The sequence below is a fragment of the Ulvibacterium sp. genome (genome assembly GCF_965228935.1).
Taxonomy (GTDB): Bacteria; Bacteroidota; Bacteroidia; order Flavobacteriales; family Flavobacteriaceae; genus Ulvibacterium.
The window spans coordinates 3,444,742-3,464,450 of sequence record NZ_OZ245846.1; the positions used below are offsets into that span (position 1 = coordinate 3,444,742).

Sequence of the window (19,709 nt, forward strand, 5' to 3'; positions counted from 1 at the left end):
AAATACTAATTTTAGCCATTTGGGAAATATATACCATGAAGTTGAAAGTACCGCCTGTTCTTGTCTTTTTGTCCTTTGGACTGTTGATGTATTTTGTGGCCAAATTTTTGACCTTTGGTTCTTTTGATTTTTTTGGACGCGAATACTTGATAAGTTTTCTATTGGGTATGGCCATTATTATTACCATTTTGGCTTTGTTCCAATTTTATCGTGCAAAGACCACCGTGGATCCCTCGAATCCCGAAAAGGCTTCGGCCTTGGTAGTTACCGGACTCTACAAATATTCTAGAAATCCGATGTATTTGGCCATGTTATTGTTGCTTTTGGCCTTGGGCCTACTTTTGGGCAATGCTTTTAATACGTTGGTCGCTGCAGGATTTGTGGCCTATATGAACCGATTTCAGATTATACCCGAGGAACAGGCGCTGCTCAAAATTTTTGGCAAGGCGTATAGCCGGTATTGTATTGATGTACGGCGATGGTTCTGATATAATCGATATCGCTTATACTATTTGTGTATAAGCAATTCTGCTTATAATTTTAAATATTAGCAAATTTACTTATATTTGTATATATTAGCGTTTTAGCTTATACGTATATGATTGCAATAATTACTGGGGATATCATAAATTCGGAGGAACACGAAACCTCAAAGTGGATGGATATTCTAAAAGATTATCTACTACAGTTGGGAAAGTCCCCCTACGACTGGGAAATCTACAGAGGTGATGAGTTTCAGTTAAGGGTCTCAGAAGAACGGGCATTGGAAGTATCCATACATATAAAGGCATTGATCAAGTCCATTAAAAATCTAGATGTTCGTATGGGCATAGGTTTGGGTACCGAGACGTTTACCAGTGATCGGGTAAGCGAATCCAATGGCCCTGCCTATCAACGTTCGGGAAGAACTTTTGAATCGCTTAAGGAAGACAAAACGAATTTAACCATTGCCACCGGCCAAGAGTCTTACGATCGTACACTGAATCTAATGTTGAAATTGGCCTTGGATTTCATGGATGATTGGAGCACTGTTTCGGCAGAAATCGTGGCTTTGGCCTTGCAAAACCCGCAAACTTCGCAACAAGAGATTGCCAAGCAACTAAATATTCAACAATCCGCGGTAAGCCAACGTCAAAAAAGGGCCAGATTGGATCTGGTGTATGAACTTTTGGAATATTACACCCAAACCCTAAAGGAGTTACGATCATGATTCTTTTTATAAAATTGGTATTGGCCCATTTAATAGGGGATTTTTTATTGCAGCCCAATAGGTGGGTGATCCATAAGGAGGTAAACAAAGTAACTTCCAAGTACCTTTATCTTCACGTATTGGTGCATTTTGTCATTACGATGTTGGTGCTGTGGAATGTTCAATACTGGAAACTTGTATTGGCCATTGTCATTTCCCATTATTTGATCGACTTGGCCAAACTATATGCCAATCCCTATTTCAAATTAAAGAGCATTCCTTTTTTCATTGACCAGGCACTTCACATTTTAGTGCTATATATATGTGCCTATTCTGGAAATTTAATCGGACAGACCATTTTCTTATTGGAGAAGATCGATTGGGCCTTGCTCACTGCCATAGTTTTTGTGAGTTATCCGGCTGCCATTGTCATGGGGAAATTACTGGAAGGAATGTCGGATAGGATTGAACAGGATCATAAATCCCTTCCCAGCGCAGGTAAATATATTGGCATTATAGAAAGACTGTTCGTGTTGGCGTTTATTATTCTGGGCCGATGGGAGGTCATAGGCCTATTGATAACCGCAAAATCTGTTTTTCGTTTCAACGACTTAAAGGACAGCAATAGCCGAAAGCTAACCGAGTATATCTTGATAGGTACCCTATTAAGCTTTGGTATTGCCATAATAACCGGAATTATTTACACAAAATTTTAGAATGATGAAAAGAATACTATTTGCCGTGCTGGCCATTTTTGTTTTATCCTGTGCCGAGAAGAAGGAAACAAAACCAGAGCCAACCTTAAAAGAAGTAGCCCAGCGCTGGTCCAAAGAAAAAGCTTGGGAGTGGTACGATCAACAACCTTGGCTGGTCGGGGCCAATTTTAACCCAAGCACCTCCATAAACCAACTGGAATTCTGGCAAGAAGATACTTTTGACCCCGAAACCATTGATCGCGAGCTGAAATGGTCCGCGGATCTGGGAATGAACCTGCATAGGGTATATCTTCATAATTTATTATGGGAACAGGATTCTGTAGGTTTTTTAAAACGATTGGATGACTACTTGAAAATGGCGGATTCCTATGGTATTAAGACCATGTTCGTTCTCCTGGACGATGTTTGGCATCCCATTCCCAAATTGGGCAAGCAGCCCGAACCGGTACCCCATGTACACAATTCCGGTTGGGTGCAGGCACCCGGAGCCGAGATACTGGGCGATACCACAAGACATGATGAACTGAAAGGCTATATAAAAGGGGTAACAAAAAAATTTGCAACGGACGACAGGGTTTTGGTCTGGGATGTGTACAACGAGCCAGACAATGTGGCTGGGCAGCCAGGTAGGGCTTCTTTGGAAGTGAAGAATAAGCACGACTACTCCTTGGCACTTTTAAAGAAGGTATTTCAATGGACAAGGGAGGTAAACCCAAAACAACCTTTGACCACGGGAATATGGAGAGGAAATATTGATCATTGGGGCAATTTGGATAGCTTACCTGCCTTGGACCGGTACATGATCGAGAATTCTGATGTGGTGTCTTTCCATGCTTATGATGGGGATATGAACGACGTTCAAAAAAAAATAGATTTATTGAAAAACTATGAAAGACCACTTCTGTGTACGGAATATGTGGCAAGGGGAACCGGAAATACTTTTGAAAGTGTGATGCCCATCTTAAAGGAAAATAAGATAGCCGCCATCAATTGGGGCTTTGTTTCCGGAAAGAGCAATACCATTTACCCTTGGAAAAGTTGGGATTCCACTTTTACGACGGAACCTAAGATATGGCATCATGATATTTTACGGCAAGATGGTACGCCCTATTCCCAAGAAGAAGTTGAATTCATTAAGGCTATTATAGAGGATAAAAATTGAGGAACAATCCGTTATCGATTTTTATAATCCAAAATTTGTTGTTCAAACTTCTCGGAATCCTTAAAAGCACATAAGTTCCCGTCTGGATCCGTAAATTTCGCGGTAATACCCCATGAGTGCTCCTGATAATCCACTGGAACATCATGGCTTTCAAGTTGTTTTACCAACGATTTGACATTTTGTACGTTCATACGCAAACAGGTTTTTACTCGGTTATCCGTACTTTCCGAGTCAACGTATTCGTCATCTACTTCTACCATCAGATAGGATTCCCCAAATTCAAAACAGGTAAGTTTTTCTTTTTCAAAAAGCTTCGGCAAACCGAGAATATCCGCATAGAAGCTTACACATTGTTCATAATTTATCGTAAAAAGTATAATCCCTGTCATGTCAAATTCCATAAATAGCCGTTTGGAAATAAATAACCGCTGCTTTTCCTAAAGATATGGCGAAAAATCAATAGCTCAAACCATGTCCAAATGGATATAGGGGATTTTCGGAGTCATAGGGCACATCCTCTTTCTGGTTCTCCACAGCCTTCCATGACGAGGGCAGTTCAAACGGAAGTTTCCCCATGGGTCTTTGCTTGCCAAATAGAATGTCAGCCAAGACCTCATCACTTGTGCCGAATTCGGCGAGAAGGGCACCGCTGGCTTGCGCTATTTCCGTTAATATGGCGGGGCGTTCCAAATTGGCTACTACTACAGCTGGTTTTTGGGAGATTAGGTCTAGGATTTCATTTCTCTCTTCGTCCGTATAGTACAATCGACCCTGGTGAAAAAAGCTTTCAAGGAAGTATTCATTTCGCTCATCAAAAGGGGTTCGTATCCGGGAGAGAATAATATCCGCATCATCGGGATTGTTTACCAAGGTTCCATAGGTATTGAGTGCCTCAGGGGTCAACATGCCCTCGGCGTAGATCTTTGTTCCCTCTCTTAAAGGCAACAAATCCTCGTTTTTAAGTAGAACCGTGGCTTTACTTTGGGCTATGAGCCCTTTCTTTCGAAATTCCGCCTTACCGGCAATTTCACTGGCCTTTTTCTCATTTACATAGGGGTCGTCAAAAAGCCCCAAACGAAACTTGTCCCGCATAATGCGTTTTACGGATATGTCCAATCGACTTTCCGAAATAAGACCTTCATTTACCAATTCAACTATCAATTCGGGTATGTTCTCGCCTCCAAATTGGTCGCAACCTGCATCCAGCACTTTTTTTACCCGTTGTTTTACGGATAAGTCCTCAACCCCCCAAGCACGACCTTCACCTAATTTGGAATCGGTTATGATGTTCCAATCCGTGCATACCACACCTTGGAAGTTTAAGGAATCCCTCAGCAATCCCGTGATGATATCCCTGTTAAAACCAAAAGCAACGTTCTCAGTGGTCTGATCCACTGGGATACCATAGTAGGGCATGATTTGGGCCGTATGGGCCTTAAAGGCTCCTTCGGTAAAGGGAATGACATGATAATCAAAATTATCACCGGGATATACCTGTTCCTTTCCATAGGGGAAATGCGGATCTTCCCCATCCTTTTGTGGACCTCCCCCTGAAAAGTGTTTGGTCATGCAGGCAACACTGTTTTGATCCAGCGAATCGCCCTGAAACCCTAGGACATAGGCTTTGGTCATTATTGCTGACAAATAGGCGTCTTCCCCAAAAGTGCCATTGGATCTCCCCCAACGTGGTTCCGTGGCCAGATCGGCCATGGGATGCAGGGCTACCCGGACACCTACCGCCTTGTATTCTTGGCGGGCAATGTCTCCAAATTCCCTAACCAATAGAGTGTCCCTTGTTGCCGCCAACCCCAGGGAACTGGGCCATTGTGAAAAGGAAGGGGTATACAGCGAAGCGCCGGGATTGTTCTCTGTACCATGTCTTGGATCCGTGGCAATGGTAATTGGAATACCAAGTCGTGTACGCTCCGCCATTTTTTGAATAGTATTATTGTATTTGGCCATTTTATCGGCTTCCAAGGAAGCCAGAATATTGAAACTATTCATCTTCTTTCGGGCGATCATCTCCGAATTAGAGGGCAGTACCAATGACATGATAAGATTTAGAGGTTCGGTGGATAGGATAGGGGTTTCCATAGGCTCACCGTCCGGAGTGGTGCCGATCATGGTAACGAACATGGAACCGGCTTTTTCCTCCAAATTCATTTGGGAAACCAAATCGTCCACCCGTTCCTCCAAGTTGGCAGTGGGATTTTCATAGACGTCCAGTTTTCCATTTTTGTTCAAATCCCGATAGGTGGTTCCATTTTCCGTTAGCGCCGGGGCTTCGTCACCCAATAGGGCCATATTGTTCCTGGATGAGTTGGACATGTTAATGTATACGACCAAGGCCGATATGAGCAGAAGACCGACTATGGATAACAAGGTATACTTCAGGATTTTGAGGAATTTTTTCATCTCTATTCTTATTTTGTTATTCTGACACAATATTACGAAAAAAAGAATTATTGTGGTATTTTGACACAATAAAAAATTACATTTGTTCCATGGATAAAAAAATGAATGAACATGTTGCCCAACTGGTAAATGACTGCCTCCCCGGAAACTCTATCGATTGTGTCATTTTGGGCTATGAGCATCAACAATTAAAGATATTGCTGCTACAATGGAAGTATAAGGATGTCTGGTCACTTCCAGGGGGATTTATCCTTAAGGAAGAGGACATGGATCAGGCAGCCCACCGTATTCTTGAGGAACGTACGGGTTTAAGATCCATTTTTTTGAATCAGTTTTATACGTTCGGAAGTAGGGAACGTTCACAAATGAACGGAGTTATTCAAGCAAAGCGTACCAAGGAAATCTTAAGGGAGCTTGAAATTGATAATCCAAACTTCGTGCAGTGGATTCAAGGCAGATTTATTACGACAGGTTATTTTGCACTTACGGATATTAGGAGGAGCGATCCCCGCCCCGATTTTCTGAGTGAAAAATGTGAATGGAAAGCTCTTGACGATTTACCCGAATTGATTTTGGACCATAGGCAAATTATTGAAAAAGCCCTGGAGCACCTCCGGATACAGCTGAATTATTTGCCCATTGGCCTTTCCTTACTACCCGAGAAATTTACGATGCAAGATATTCAAAAACTGTATGAGACCCTATTGCGGAAAAAATTGGAACGCAGCAATTTTCAACGAAAAATGTTGAGTTTGGGAATTTTTATCCGTTTGGAAAAGCAATTGACCGGAGCGGCCAATAAGGCACCCTACCTATATCGTTTTGATAAGGCCAAATACAACGCGTTGGTAAGCAAAGGAATCGGGTTTTCGTACTAGGTACCTAAAGCACTCTTTTACCCCGATCAAGTCAAATACATTCGCGTAAAGCAAAAACTTATAATTACCAGAGTTTTAAAAGGTAGGCCAAGTAATGGAATGTTACGAAACCCATGGCAATTTGTTTTATTTCCCGCTTCTTCCCAATGGGATAAAATTAATCTTTATTTTTGCGCTTTGATTTATTTAAAAATTTTCGAATGGGCCGAAAATACGTTTTCGATTTTGATAGTACCTTGACTAGGGTAGAGGCACTGGATGTTCTGGCCGAAATGACTTTGGAGGGAAGATCCGACCGGGAAGAAATCGTCAACAAGATTCAGGAAATCACTAATTTGGGGATAGACGGGGATATTTCCTTTACGGAATCCTTGGAACGCCGCATTAAACTTCTAAATGCAAAAAAAACGGATCTGGATGGTCTGGTGGTAGAACTTCGTCAAAAAATCTCCAAATCCATAGCATCGAACAAGGAGTTTTTTGAGCAGTTTTCGGACGATATTTATGTAATTTCCTGTGGTTTCAAGGAGTTTATAGATCCTATTGTGGCGGAATACAATATTCCGTCCGATCGCGTATATGCCAATACCTTTAAGTTTGACGAGACCGGAAACATCATTGGTTTTGATGAGACCAATGTGCTATCGTCCCATAATGGAAAAATAGAATGTCTCAAGGAACTGGATTTGGATGGAGAGGTTCAGGTTATCGGCGATGGATATAGCGATTATGTAATGCGAGAGGCCGGAATAGCCCATAAATTCTTTGCGTACACGGAGAATGTGCATCGGGAAAAAGCGGCCAACAATGCCGACCATATTGCACCGAACCTGGATGAATTTTTGTTCGTGAACGATTTACCAAGGAATATATCCTACCCCAAAAACCGCATCAAGATCCTATTGTTGGAGAATGTTCATCCGGCAGCTTTCGACAATCTTTCAGAGGATGGTTTTTCCGTAGAGTTGGTAAAACATAGCCTCCCCGAAGAGGAGTTAATTGAGAAGATAAAGGGTGTCCATGTGCTGGGAATCCGTTCCAAGACCCAGGTCACAAAGCGGGTCTTGGATGCGGCCAATAAGTTGTTGGTCGTCGGGGCTTTCTGTATCGGGACAAAACAAATAGAACTGGATTATGCCAAGAAAAAGGGCGTAGTAGTCTTTAACGCCCCCTATAGCAATACGCGCTCTGTTGTGGAATTGGCCATAGGCGAAATTATTATGTTGATGAGAAATGTGTTTCCACGTAGTACGGAGATACATAAGGGCCAATGGAACAAGACCGCAGTAAATTCCAGGGAGGTCCGGGGAAAGAACTTGGGCATTGTCGGGTACGGGAATATCGGTAAGCAGTTGTCCGTTTTGGCTGAAGCTATCGGTATGCGGGTGTACTACTACGATATAGAGGACAAGCTTGCGCTGGGTAATGCGATTAAGTGCGATACATTGGAAGACCTTTTGAACGTTTCCGATGTGGTTACGTTGCATATAGACGACAATCAAGCGAACAAAAACTTCATCGGTAAGCGGGAAATTAACCAGATGCGGGATGGTGCCATGCTTATTAACCTATCCCGTGGATTCGTTATCGATATTGCAGCGTTGACGGCAGCACTCAAAAGTGGAAAATTATCAGGTGCTGCGGTAGATGTGTACCCCGAAGAGCCAAGGAGCAATGGTGAATTCAGGACGGACTTGCAAGGGCTCTCAAACGTAATCCTAACGCCTCACGTTGGGGGTAGTACGGAGGAGGCTCAACGGGATATCGCAGATTTTGTGCCCAATAAGATTATGGATTACATTAATTCGGGTAATACCGTAGATGCGGTCAACTTCCCCAATATTCGTCTGCCAAAACAGAACAACGCCCACCGTTTTCTGCATATACATAAAAACATTCCCGGTATTATGGCCCATATCAATGAGGTTTTGGCCAAGTACGAGATGAATATTGTAGGACAGTACCTTTCTACCGATAGTGAGGTAGGGTACGTAATCACCGATTTGGACAAGGAATACAATAAAGATGTAATGAAGGCGCTAAAGAAGGTAGAGCATACCATTAAATTTAGGGTACTTTATTGAATGGAGACCCTTACCTGTGATGATAGGGCTCGTTCTTTAAAATGGTAAAAGCCCGGTATAGCTGTTCAACAAAGAATAGGCGTACCATTTGATGCGAAAATGTCATTTTGGATAGGCTAATGCTCCCTTGGGCCCTCTGATAGACCGCATCGCCAAAACCATAAGGCCCGCCAACGGCAAAAACCAATTGTTTAATTCCGGAGTTCATTTTTTTCTGTAGGAATTCGGAGAATTCGACCGAGGTGTAGGCCTTCCCTTTTTCATCCAATAAAACCAAAATATCCGTAGTACTTACTTTCTTTAGGATCGCTTCGCCTTCTTTTTCCTTTTGTTGCGATTCCGATAGATTTTGTACGTTCTTTACGTCGGCAATCGATTCCAGTTCAAATTTCACATAATGTCTCAACCTATTTTCATAATTGGAAATTAGTTGAAGCAGTGGTTTACTATCCGTTTTCCCGACAACAAGTAGCTTAATTTTCACGATGCAAATGTAATGGGAACGATTGGAAGGTATAACTTAAAATTCATTTATCCGTTTGGAATTTAAATCGGGTACCCAAAAAACATTTCACTAATTTTATCCGAACCAAATTTTCTTTAATGATTTCAGAAGAACAGTTTCAAGGGGAGTTGGAGATTATCATTCGGAATGCCATCCGTGAGGACGTTGGTGACGGTGATCACAGCTCACTGGCGTGTATTCCAAATTCGGCAATGGGCAAGGCCAAACTTTTGGTCAAGGATACCGGCGTTTTAGGCGGTGTGGATTTTGCCGAACAGGTTTTTTCCTTTGTGGATAGGGAGATGGAAGTGGAGGTTTTGATGCCGGACGGGTCGCCTGTAAAGTATGGTGATGTGGCATTTTATGTTTCGGGAAGTTCTCAGAGCATTTTAAAGGCGGAACGCCTGGTGCTCAATGCGATGCAACGTATGAGTGCCATAGCGACCAAAACGAAGTCCTATGTTCGTTTATTGGAAGGTACCAAGACAAAAATCTTGGATACACGAAAGACCACCCCTGGCATTCGCGCCCTTGAAAAATGGGCCGTAAAGATAGGAGGGGGCGAGAATCACAGATTTGCGTTATATGATATGATCATGCTCAAGGACAACCACATAGATTTTGCAGGTGGTATTCCCGCGGCAATTCAAAAGACTCGAGACTATCTAGCGAATACGGGCAAGGATTTAAGGATTATTGTAGAGGCCAGGAATTTAAAGGAAGTAGATCAAATTTTAAAATCCGGGGGGATCTATCGCATCCTATTGGACAATTTTAACTATGAGGACACTCGAACGGCGGTTTCTGTTATCGGGGATACGTGCCTGACGGAATCTTCAGGGGGAATAAATGAAGACACGCTTCGCAAATATGCGGAATGCGGAGTCGACTATATTTCTTCAGGAGCCTTGACGCATTCCGTCTATAATATGGATTTAAGCCTAAAAGCCGTATAGATGTCGCTGGAAATTGAGGAAAGAATTGAAAAGATTCCAATAATAAACAAGCTGGCGGCTCTCCTAAAACGCATAAAACTTCCGGCATTTGAAGGACTTTCCTTGTACGATCTTATTGAAATGTACATCGTGGGAATATTTCAGGGCGCTCTCTCCACCCGGGCCAGTGCCATAGCCTTTAGTTTGTTCATGGCCTTGTTTCCCCTTCTGATCTTTATGGTTACGCTCGTACCATTTTTGGTATCCTATCTCAGTTTGGGAAATGCCGATTTTGATACCGAGTTTCTGTCTTTTCTGGAATCGTTCCTTCCCACGGCGACAGGGGAGTACTTTGGGGAGATCTATCAACAGATAAAGGATCAAAAACGGGGCGGACTGTTGTCCTCCGCTTTTTTGATTTCTATCTTTCTGATGGCCAATGGGGTAAATGCTATTTTTGGAGGATTTGAAAATTCATACCACGTGGATCTTACCCGTAATTTCATCCGGCAATATGGATATGCCTTGATGGTTGGCTTAATACTATCCATCCTGATCATAGTCGGTTTCGTGGCGTTTGTCTACTTTGAGGTGTATGTTCTGGGCTATCTAAGTGAATTTGCCGCAAGGACTGGAGGTTATGTTTTGGGAGAAGATGATATCATCGGGGTTCAGATTGCCAAGTTTTTGTTTTTTATCATTTTGTCCTATTTAACCGTTGCCATTCTGTATTACTTTGGTACGGCAGAAGGAAAAAAAGCCCGGTTTTTTTCCGCGGGGGCCCTAATGACGACCCTATTGTTTATTTTAACCTCCTACTTATTCGGGGTCTATGTGGAAAAATTTGCCCGATATAACGAATTATACGGGGCATTGGGCGGATTGTTGATCTTAATGGTCTATATATGGCTAAATTCAAATATATTGCTACTAGGCTTTGAATTGAATGCCTCATTGAATTCCCTAAGAAAAAACTATGAAAAGAATGATGATTAGAAGACTTTTTATTGTCGGTGCTTGCTTGTTTTTTAGTTATACGGTAAATTCTCAAAGTGTCTTTGGAAAATGGAAGACCATTGATGATAGAACGGGAAATCCCAAGGCAATTGTCGACATTTATGAAAAGGACGGATTGATGCATGGAAAAATCATCAAGATTTTGGAGGAAGGTAAGGAGGATGCTCTTTGTATAAAGTGCGATGGCGCACAAAAAAACAAGCCTATAGTTGGAATGAAAATAATAGATAGCCTTGAAGAGAATACGTACGGGGAGTGGAAGGGCAAGACTTTATTCGATCCCGAGCAGGGAATGACTTTCAAGTGTAAGATTTGGTTGAATCCCAAAAATCAAAACGAACTAAAAGTGCGTGGGTATTTGGCATTTTTTTACCGGACACAGACCTGGATAAGGGTAGAGGGATAGAAGGCGATGGCACTATGCAACACTTCATCAATGTAGTTTTACCGATTCCCCTGGAAAAACTTTTTACCTATCGTATTTCCCAGGCCGAAGCTGAACGGCTTACTCCCGGAATCCGGGTTACCGTACCCTTTGGGAAATCCAAGATATATACCGCGTTGGTACATGAGATCCATACTACGCCTCCTGAAGTCTATGAGGCCAAGGAAATCCATGAGATTTTGGATCAGCAGCCCATCGTAAACCCGCTACAGTCGCAACATTGGAAATGGATTGCCGAATACTATATGTGTACCTTGGGCGAGGTCTTTAGGACGGCCGTGCCCAGTGCGTTTTTATTGGAGAGCGAGACATTGGTTTTAAAAAATCAGGATGTTGACGTAAATGAGAATGACCTTAAGGATGATGAGTTTTTGGTATATGAGGCATTGCAATATCAATCTTCAATAAAGGCCAACGAGATATCCGCGATCGTAGACCAAAAAAACGTACTCCCCATCTTAAACCGATTATTGAAAAAAAACATTATCCTTCTAAAGGAAGAAGTTTATGAACGCTACAAGCCTAAATTGGTTCGCTACGTAAAACTTGGTGACGAATATCTTACGGAGGAAAAACTAGAAAGCCTATTGGTGTCCCTTGCCCGGGCCCCTAAACAGAGTCAGGTTGTACTTTCCCTGTTTCAACTTCAGGCCAGTAGAAAAGCGCCCATAAAAGTTACCGATTTGGAAAAGGCTAGTAATAGCTCAAGGGCGGTTGTTAAGGCATTGATGGAAAAGGGGATTTTGGAAGAATATTTCTTACGGAGGGATCGTGTGGTTTATGAAGGAAATGATGGGCACTCGGAAGTAAAATCATTGAATCCAAATCAAAAAAGTGCTTTAGATGATATCTTGAAAAGCTTTGAAAAGCAGAAGGTTACCTTGTTACAGGGGGTTACGTCATCCGGCAAGACCGAAGTTTACATTAAATTGTTGGAGCGATGTATTGACTCTGGAAAACAAGCCTTATATCTTTTGCCTGAAATTGCGCTTACTACACAGCTTATAGCAAGGCTAAGGGATTATTTTGGCGAAAAAGTATCGGTTTATCATTCCAAATATAGCTTGCATGAGCGGGTAGAGGTTTGGAATAACGTTTTGTCCACGGAAGCAAAGGCCCAAATTATAATCGGTGCACGGTCGGCGTTATTTCTACCCTATTCGGACTTGGGCCTGATTATAGTTGACGAGGAACATGAAAACTCCTTTAAACAATTTGACCCGGCACCGAGATATCATGCCAGGGATGCTGCCATAGTATTGGGGAACCTTCATGGGGCCCATGTACTTTTGGGTTCCGCTACGCCTAGCGTTGAAAGTTTTTACAATGTGCAGACCGGTAAGTTTGGTTATGCCAATATCAATAGACGTTTTGGAAATGTCCTTATGCCCGATATTGAATTGGTGGATTTAAAGGAACAGACCCGTAAACGAAAAATGACAGGACATTTTTCGGAACGTCTTTTGGAGGAAATTACCGAAACCCTGGGTACCAAGGAACAGATTATCATTTTCCAAAATAGAAGAGGGTACGCCCCAATTATGGAATGTACCACCTGTGGACACTCGCCACAATGCCCCAATTGTGATGTTAGTCTAACCTATCATCAACATAGGAAGCAATTGCGCTGTCATTATTGCGGTTATCATATGGCGCTACAGGAAACGTGTCAGGCGTGCGGCAGCCCCACTTTGGATACGAAGGGTTTTGGAACCGAACAAATACAGGAAGAGCTTCAGAAGTTGTTCCCCAATGCAAAAACGGCACGTATGGATTTGGACACGACTAGAGGAAAACATGGTTATGAAAAAATAATCTCGGCATTTGAACAACAGGAAATCGATATTCTTGTAGGTACCCAAATGCTGACCAAGGGGTTGGATTTTCGGAACGTAAACTTGGTGGGAATCATGAATGCGGATTCATTGCTTAATTTTCCGGATTATAGGGCACATGAAAGGGCCTTTCAACTAATGACCCAAGTGGCCGGTAGGGCAGGACGTACCCAAAAAAGGGGTAAGGTCATTATTCAGAGCTACAATCCCTATCATCAAATATTAAAACAAGTTTCTACCAATGACTATATGGGTATGTACTCCGAACAAATCTATGAGCGGGAACAATACAAATACCCTCCGATCAATAGGATAATCAAAATCACCTTTAAGCATAAAAATTTCAATGTCCTCAACGAAGCGGCCGAATGGTTTGCCAAGTCGCTTAGAAATATATTTGGCGAAAATGTACTGGGCCCGGAATATCCACCGGTGGCCCGTATCCGAAATCAATATCTAAAAAACGTGTTGATAAAAATAAACAGGCAATGGGCACTTTCCCAGACCAAGGATGGGATTAAGAAGATAGAAAGGTCATTCAACGCCATATCGCAGTACCGGGGGGTTCGTGTCATCTACAATGTAGACCATATTTAAATAAAAACCGCCGTTCCCCAAGGGAACGGCGGTTCTGTATTTTGTAATGAAGTAGAAATGCTAGACGTTGCTCAATGCTTCCGCCAATTCTGTCTTCTTGTTTCGGCTCAAAGGAATAGATCTCCCGCTTACTTCAACATTCTTACTGTTGAACTTTTCCACTTTTTCCAGATTTACGATGTAGGATTTATGGATTCGCAGGAATTTTTCCTGAGGCAATTGTTTTTCAAAGGATTTCATTGTTGATAAAATTACGATATTGGCCTCGTCCGTTACCAATTTGATGTAATCTCCCAATGCTTCTATCCATTTAATGTCATTAAGGACAACCTTTCTCTTTTTAAGGTTACTCTTAACAAAGATATGTTCCTCATCCTCATTTACCCTATGCATCTGCTCGTATTTGGCTACGGCACGTCTTACGGAGGCATCAAAACGCGCCATGGTAATGGGCTTGTGCAAATAATCCGTAACGTCGTAGTCAAAGGCCTTAAGGGCATAATCCGGTTTTCCGGTAATCAAGATTACTTGTGGACTGTTCTCAAGGGATTCGAGTAGGTCAAAACCATTGATGATCGGCATTTCAACATCGAGGAAAATTAAGTCGATTTCGTTATTCTTAATGCCATTCTTAGCTTCTATCGCATTGCTATATTCGGCAACCATTGCAAGATTTGGGTGGTTGTTGACTAGCTTGGCGACTGCCATCCGCTGCATCGACGAATCGTCAACAATAATGCTTCTTAATTTCATAAAGGTTGATTTGTGGGGTTAAATCATCGACAAATTACTGAAAAAACACGTTCAACTGCAATAAAAGTTGTAAACATTGTACGGAATCCTGTGTAATTGGCAATGACCATAGTTTAAGATTTGGTTAAGTTCAATTTTAACGATTGTTAGTCTATAACGAAGATTTTTTCATTTTCTTGTGAAGTGTATCAAATATTCTTATTTTTGCGCTCCTAAAAAATATAGATTCATATGAACCATTACGAAACTGTTTTCATTTTAAATCCCGTTCTATCTGATACTCAGATAGAGGAAACAGTTAAGAAATTCGAGGATTTCTTAATTAAGAATGGCGCCAAAATGGTCTCCAAGGAAAACTGGGGACTCAAAAAATTGGCCTATGCCATACAGCACAAAAAAAGTGGTTTTTACCATTTGTTCGAATTTACCGCTCCGGGCGAAGTTATCGGCCCATATGAGCAGGAGTTCAGAAGGGACGAACGCATAATGCGTTTTCTGACCGTAAGGTTGGACAAGCATGCCATTGAATGGGCAGAAAAAAGAAGAACAAGGTTAAAGGCTAAAGCGTAAGGAACATGGCAACATTACAACAACAGGCAAAAGGAAAGAAGGATGGGGAAATTAGGTATTTGACCCCCTTGAACATTGAGACCAATACCAAGAAAAAGTATTGTAGGTTCAAAAAATCCGGCATTAAATATATCGATTATAAGGATGCCGATTTTTTAATGAAATTGGTGAATGAGCAGGGAAAATTACTCCCTAGGAGACTTACCGGGACTTCTTTGAAATACCAACGAAAAGTGGCCCAAGCCGTAAAACGTGCCCGTCATTTGGCCTTGATGCCATATGTAGGCGATTTGTTAAAATAAAAAGAGACCGAAGATGGAAGTTATATTAAAACAAGATGTGGAACACTTGGGTTTCAAAGATGATTTGGTAAGCGTTAAAAATGGCTATGGTAGAAACTACCTTATTCCCAAAGGATTGGCGACCATGGCAACACCTTCGGCCAAAAAGGTTTTGGCAGAGACCTTAAGGCAAAGGGCGCATAAAGAAAAATCTATCGTGGATGCAGCCAATAAGACGGCCGAGACATTAAAAGGGCTTGAACTTAAAATACCGGCCAAGACAGGTGTCGGAGATAAACTTTTTGGTTCCGTTACCACGATTGATCTTGCAGCGGCCCTTCAAAAGGAAGGACATGAAATAGACAAAAAATACATTGCCATTCAGGGAGGTACTGTAAAACGTACAGGGCCCTATAATGCGCAAATTAGATTACATCGTGAGGTAGTTGTGGATTTTCCCTTTGAGGTTATTGCCGAGCAAAAATAGTCTTAATAAAAATTAAAAACTTTAAAGAGCTGTGCGTGCATAGCTCTTTTTTTTTGCCTTACTTTTGCGCCACTAACTCAATCTCTAGCGATGTTCAAAACTGTATTCCTAAGTACGGCGCTGTTTTTTATGGTAGGTTCCATAACGGCCCAAGTAACCACCTCCAATATTAGTGGGATGGTGGTCGATGACCAAGACCAAGCTCTATTGGGAGCAAATATTGTAGCTGTCCACACCCCTACAGGTACCAAATACGGGGCCATTACCAATGAGGATGGACTTTTTAAGATGTTAAACCTTCGTGTAGGGGGACCTTATGAAGTTACGGTTTCCTATGTAGGCTTTGCCGATCAAGTACAAAATGACGTTTACCTTACTCTAGGGAAAACCTTTACTATTGATGTAAAGCTGGTTTCCGAAAGTCAGGCCTTGGACGAGGTAATCGTTATCTCAGACCGCGGTAGTACCTTTGGAAGCGACCGAACCGGTGCGGAAACTTCTGTAGGTCGAAGGGAACTGACCAAGCTTCCTACCATCTCCCGATCGGCCCAGGATTTTACCCGATTGGAACCCTCCTCCACCGGTAACTCATTTGGGGGGAGAAACGATCAGTTCAACAACTTTTCCCTGGACGGGGCAATTTTCAACAATCCGTTTGGTCTGGATGCGCCGACCCCTGGCGGACAGACGGATGCCCAACCTATCTCCTTGGATGCTATAGACCAGATTCAGGTTTCGTTGGCTCCATATGATGTGACCCAGTCCGGATTTACGGGAGCAACCATAAATGCAGTGACCAAAAGCGGTACTAATGAATTTCATGGTACGGTGTACGGCTTTTTTAGAAATGAAGATTTGACCGGAGGGAAAATAAAGGGCGAGGATGTGGTAAAACCGGATCTTAAGCAAAATCAGTATGGATTTAGCATCGGTGGTCCCATTATAAAAAACAAACTGTTCTTTTTTGCCAATTTTGAAAGGGACGAACGTGATGATTTGGGATCCAATGGATGGGTACCCAATACGGGTTCGGGTGCTATAAACGAGTCCCGTGTACTTGAAACCGATTTGCTGGCGGTTCAGTCCGCACTTTCAGGTTTGGGATACGATACGGGTAGATATCAAGGCTTTACCTACGGTGCGGAATCAACCAAAGGCATTTTGAAACTTGACTGGAATATCAATGACAAAAATCGATTGGCCATAATCTATAATTTTTTGGACGCGGCCAAAGAAAAACCGGCACATCCAACGGCGCTGGGAATTAGGGGGCCTAGCTTTCAGACCCTTCAGTTTGAAAATTCCGGGTATGAAATCAATAACAACATTCAATCCGTACAATTGGAACTGAACTCCACTTTTGGGGACAAGGCTACCAACAAATTGCAAGTGGGCTATACGCATTTTGATGATTTTAGGAATCCGTTATCCAGTCCTGCACCTGCCATTACCATACAGGATGGAGCAGGAAGTAATTACATTATCGCAGGTCATGAACCCTTTTCCATAAACAACAGATTGGATCAGAAAGTCTTTCAGGTTACCAACAACTTCAACTATTTTTTGGGAAACCATACATTGACCGCTGGTTTTTCCTTTGAGAAATTCCAATTTGATAATTCCTTTAACCTTGGGGCTTATGGTTATGACGAGGATGGTGATTTTAATCAGGAAGTCGGTGCTTTTGCCGCTTACCCGGATTTGGCCGCCTTTTTAACGGACGCCGATGACGGAACATTGGCAGCAGCCTTGGCCAATGCCCAGGCCATTTTTACCAATAGCAATGCCGCAGGGGAAGGCAACGAAGGCGGATGGTCCTTGGCGGAAACCAATGTGGGGCAGTTCGCCCTTTATATACAAGATGAATGGAATGTTACCTCGGACTTTAAATTGACCTATGGGGTACGTTTTGACAAGCCATTGTATTTTGATACCGAGGATAAGATTCGCGAGAATATTGCCCGGAAACCCTTTACGTTTGACCCCACTATTGTATATTTTAATCCGCAGACCGATCAGGAGACCACCTTGGATTCCGAGACTTTGCCGAATAATGACTTCTTGATTTCACCAAGAGTCGGGTTCAATTGGGATGTTAATGGAAATCAGACTACACAAATTCGAGGAGGTAGTGGAATATTTACAGGACGTTTTCCATTTGTTTGGTTGGGCAACCAGGTGCAGGGGTTGGATTTCTTCTTTTACCAAATCGTGGATCCGGATTTCAAATGGCCCCAAGTATGGCGCACAAACATAGGTGGAGATCATCGCCTGGAAAACGGTATCATTTTATCGGCGGACATATCCTACACCAAGGATATCAATGGGGCACATGTCCAGAACTGGGGTCTTCGCAATCCTTCCTTGACCTTGGACGCGCCGGGAGACAATCGTCCGGTCTATGCGGATTCGGATAAAGGCAACAATGCCTACGTCTTCACAAATTCGGACAAAGGAAGAATCTGGAACGCCACCCTAAAGGCGCAGAAAACATGGAACAATGGTTTGTTCGCCAGTCTGGCCTATAACTATTTGAACGCCAAGGATGTGAATTCCATCGAAGCTGAGATTACGGGGGATGCCTTTGATTTTAATCCCATATCAGGTAATGCCAATGACGATGTACTTTCATTTTCCAGATATGGGGATACCCATAGGTTTATCGGTGTTGGATCCAAACAGTTTCGTTATGGAAAGGATAAATGGGCCACCACTATTTCTACCTTCTTTGAATATGCGCAGGGCGGTAGGTTTAATTATACCTATGCAGGCAATATCAATAACGATAGCTCTTTTCAGAACAATGATTTGCTGTACATCCCAACAGCGGCAGAGGTACAGCAGATGCAGTTTTCGGGCCCAGGTCAAGCAGAGGCTTTTGAGGCCTATATTCAACAAGACGACTACCTAAGCGATAATAGAGGGGAATATTTTGACAGGTACGGTGCCTTAGCACCCTGGAGAAGCAGATGGGATGTTAAAATCCTGCAGGACTATAATTTCAATGTGGCAGGGGATCGGGTTCATACCGTTCAGTTTAGCATCGATATTCTCAACTTTGGAAACTTGTTGAACTCGGATTGGGGCGTGGTACAGCAACCCAATAATCTAAACCCATTGTCCGTTTCGGTGGATGCCAATAATGTTCCGACCTATACATTCAACCCGGCCCTGACCGAAACCTTTGGTTTTGATTCGAGCCTTTTATCCAGATGGCAGGCACAGTTTGGATTGCGCTATATCTTCTAAAACATAAAAATTGATTGAAAAGGCTATGCAAAATGCATGGCCTTTTTAATTTTGCCCCATGAAATACACAAGACTTACCAAGCAACAATTGGAAGAGTTGCATAAAGAGTTTATCAATTTCCTGGCGACCCAATCCATTACATCGGACGAATGGAAAACCTTGAAAGAAGAGAAACCTGAAGTGGCCGAAGAAGAGCTGGATGTTTTTAGCGATTTGGTTTGGGAAGGCGTTCTGACCAAAGTGGGGTACTTGGAAAATGTTTCGGCGCAACATATGCACTTGTTCCATTGTTCGGAAAAAGAGATGAAATTGATTTCCGTGAAGGTCAGGAATCCAGAGGCAGATCTGACCACAAAAGCCGGGTTCAATTGGTTTAAGAAGAACTGGCAATCCGATTATGTGGAGTATCTCACAGCTTCCAAGGCCTATTCCGAAGATAAGAACCTGGATAAATTTAATCTGATAAAACAGGGGGCGGTCATTACTAAAGGGGAACTATACCAATGGTTTGAAAAAGCAATACAAGCTCCTTGACAACCCGAGAGCTTGACAACAGACGGTAAAGAATTATCTTTGTCCAGATTTCAAAT

The 19,709-nt window shown here is 42.5% G+C and carries 19 protein-coding genes; 15 read left to right on the top strand and 4 right to left on the bottom strand.

Annotation, left to right across the window (positions count from 1 at the left end):
- The first annotated feature begins 35 nt into the window (after window positions 1-35).
- From ACO06Y_RS14550 to ACO06Y_RS14565, 4 genes are all read left to right on the top strand, one after another.
- The gene (locus ACO06Y_RS14550) at window positions 36-488 is read left to right on the top strand and encodes a methyltransferase family protein (protein ID WP_422079713.1); all 453 of its coding nucleotides are present in this window, start codon (window positions 36-38) and stop codon (window positions 486-488) included.
- Between the two features lie 110 nt (window positions 489-598).
- Window positions 599-1,210: a SatD family protein gene (locus ACO06Y_RS14555; protein WP_422079714.1), complete on the top strand. Its 612-nt coding sequence runs from the start codon at window positions 599-601 to the stop codon at window positions 1,208-1,210.
- The gene (locus ACO06Y_RS14560; RefSeq protein ID WP_422079715.1) at window positions 1,207-1,905 is read left to right on the top strand and encodes a DUF3307 domain-containing protein; all 699 of its coding nucleotides are present in this window, start codon (window positions 1,207-1,209) and stop codon (window positions 1,903-1,905) included. The genes ACO06Y_RS14555 and ACO06Y_RS14560 overlap by 4 nt, the downstream gene beginning before the upstream one ends.
- A gap of 1 nt (window position 1,906) precedes the next feature.
- On the top strand, window positions 1,907-3,067 hold the full coding sequence (locus tag ACO06Y_RS14565) for a 1,4-beta-xylanase (protein ID WP_422079716.1): 1,161 nt from the start codon (window positions 1,907-1,909) through the stop codon (window positions 3,065-3,067).
- Window positions 3,068-3,078: 11 nt separating this feature from the next.
- On the opposite strand, the gene ACO06Y_RS14570 is transcribed toward ACO06Y_RS14565, so the two are convergent.
- Together ACO06Y_RS14570 and ACO06Y_RS14575 are read right to left on the bottom strand one after the other, a co-directional pair.
- Window positions 3,079-3,468: a VOC family protein gene (locus ACO06Y_RS14570; protein ID WP_422079717.1), complete on the bottom strand. Its 390-nt coding sequence runs from the start codon at window positions 3,466-3,468 to the stop codon at window positions 3,079-3,081.
- A 55-nt stretch (window positions 3,469-3,523) separates the two neighbouring features.
- Window positions 3,524-5,482 carry a glycoside hydrolase family 3 protein gene (locus tag ACO06Y_RS14575; RefSeq protein WP_422079718.1) on the bottom strand — a complete coding sequence of 653 codons (1,959 nt, stop codon included), beginning with the start codon at window positions 5,480-5,482 and terminating at the stop codon, window positions 3,524-3,526.
- A gap of 89 nt (window positions 5,483-5,571) precedes the next feature.
- Here ACO06Y_RS14575 and ACO06Y_RS14580 point away from each other — a divergent pair, with 89 nt between their 5' ends.
- Together ACO06Y_RS14580 and serA are read left to right on the top strand one after the other, a co-directional pair.
- Window positions 5,572-6,360: an NUDIX hydrolase gene (locus ACO06Y_RS14580; RefSeq protein ID WP_422079719.1), complete on the top strand. Its 789-nt coding sequence runs from the start codon at window positions 5,572-5,574 to the stop codon at window positions 6,358-6,360.
- 200 nt (window positions 6,361-6,560) lie between these two features.
- Window positions 6,561-8,444 carry a phosphoglycerate dehydrogenase gene (serA, locus tag ACO06Y_RS14585; RefSeq protein ID WP_422079720.1) on the top strand — a complete coding sequence of 628 codons (1,884 nt, stop codon included), beginning with the start codon at window positions 6,561-6,563 and terminating at the stop codon, window positions 8,442-8,444.
- Between the two features lie 10 nt (window positions 8,445-8,454).
- On the opposite strand, the gene rlmH is transcribed toward serA, so the two are convergent.
- Window positions 8,455-8,928 carry a 23S rRNA (pseudouridine(1915)-N(3))-methyltransferase RlmH gene (gene rlmH / locus ACO06Y_RS14590; RefSeq protein WP_422079721.1) on the bottom strand — a complete coding sequence of 158 codons (474 nt, stop codon included), beginning with the start codon at window positions 8,926-8,928 and terminating at the stop codon, window positions 8,455-8,457.
- A gap of 119 nt (window positions 8,929-9,047) precedes the next feature.
- Between rlmH and nadC the strand changes: the two genes are divergently transcribed.
- From nadC to priA, 4 genes are read left to right on the top strand one after another with little or no spacing between them, the layout of a single operon-like run.
- Window positions 9,048-9,905 carry a carboxylating nicotinate-nucleotide diphosphorylase gene (nadC, locus tag ACO06Y_RS14595; protein WP_422079722.1) on the top strand — a complete coding sequence of 286 codons (858 nt, stop codon included), beginning with the start codon at window positions 9,048-9,050 and terminating at the stop codon, window positions 9,903-9,905.
- On the top strand, window positions 9,906-10,880 hold the full coding sequence (locus ACO06Y_RS14600) for a YihY/virulence factor BrkB family protein (protein ID WP_422079723.1): 975 nt from the start codon (window positions 9,906-9,908) through the stop codon (window positions 10,878-10,880).
- Window positions 10,870-11,307: a DUF2147 domain-containing protein gene (locus tag ACO06Y_RS14605; protein WP_422079724.1), complete on the top strand. Its 438-nt coding sequence runs from the start codon at window positions 10,870-10,872 to the stop codon at window positions 11,305-11,307. The genes ACO06Y_RS14600 and ACO06Y_RS14605 overlap by 11 nt, the downstream gene beginning before the upstream one ends.
- 14 nt (window positions 11,308-11,321) lie before the next feature.
- Complete coding sequence (gene priA, locus ACO06Y_RS14610; protein WP_422079725.1) at window positions 11,322-13,778, top strand: replication restart helicase PriA; 2,457 nt, start codon at window positions 11,322-11,324, stop codon at window positions 13,776-13,778.
- 60 nt (window positions 13,779-13,838) lie between these two features.
- Here the strand turns inward: priA and ACO06Y_RS14615 are convergent, their stop codons facing one another.
- Window positions 13,839-14,531, bottom strand: coding sequence for a LytR/AlgR family response regulator transcription factor (locus ACO06Y_RS14615; protein ID WP_120711710.1), 693 nt, complete (start codon window positions 14,529-14,531; stop codon window positions 13,839-13,841).
- A 231-nt stretch (window positions 14,532-14,762) separates the two neighbouring features.
- Between ACO06Y_RS14615 and rpsF the strand changes: the two genes are divergently transcribed.
- From rpsF to ACO06Y_RS14640, 5 genes are all read left to right on the top strand, one after another.
- The gene (gene rpsF, locus ACO06Y_RS14620) at window positions 14,763-15,101 is read left to right on the top strand and encodes a 30S ribosomal protein S6 (RefSeq protein ID WP_422079726.1); all 339 of its coding nucleotides are present in this window, start codon (window positions 14,763-14,765) and stop codon (window positions 15,099-15,101) included.
- 5 nt (window positions 15,102-15,106) lie between these two features.
- Window positions 15,107-15,403 (top strand): 30S ribosomal protein S18, encoded by a 297-nt coding sequence (gene rpsR / locus ACO06Y_RS14625; RefSeq protein WP_013991412.1) that lies wholly within the window; start codon window positions 15,107-15,109, stop codon window positions 15,401-15,403.
- A gap of 13 nt (window positions 15,404-15,416) precedes the next feature.
- Entirely contained in the window at window positions 15,417-15,869 is a 453-nt protein-coding gene (gene rplI / locus ACO06Y_RS14630) for a 50S ribosomal protein L9 (RefSeq protein ID WP_422079727.1), read from the top strand.
- A gap of 90 nt (window positions 15,870-15,959) precedes the next feature.
- Window positions 15,960-19,118, top strand: coding sequence for a TonB-dependent receptor (locus ACO06Y_RS14635; RefSeq protein ID WP_422079728.1), 3,159 nt, complete (start codon window positions 15,960-15,962; stop codon window positions 19,116-19,118).
- A 58-nt stretch (window positions 19,119-19,176) separates the two neighbouring features.
- Window positions 19,177-19,653, top strand: coding sequence for a DUF6495 family protein (locus tag ACO06Y_RS14640; protein ID WP_422079729.1), 477 nt, complete (start codon window positions 19,177-19,179; stop codon window positions 19,651-19,653).
- Window positions 19,654-19,709 lie beyond the last annotated feature (56 nt).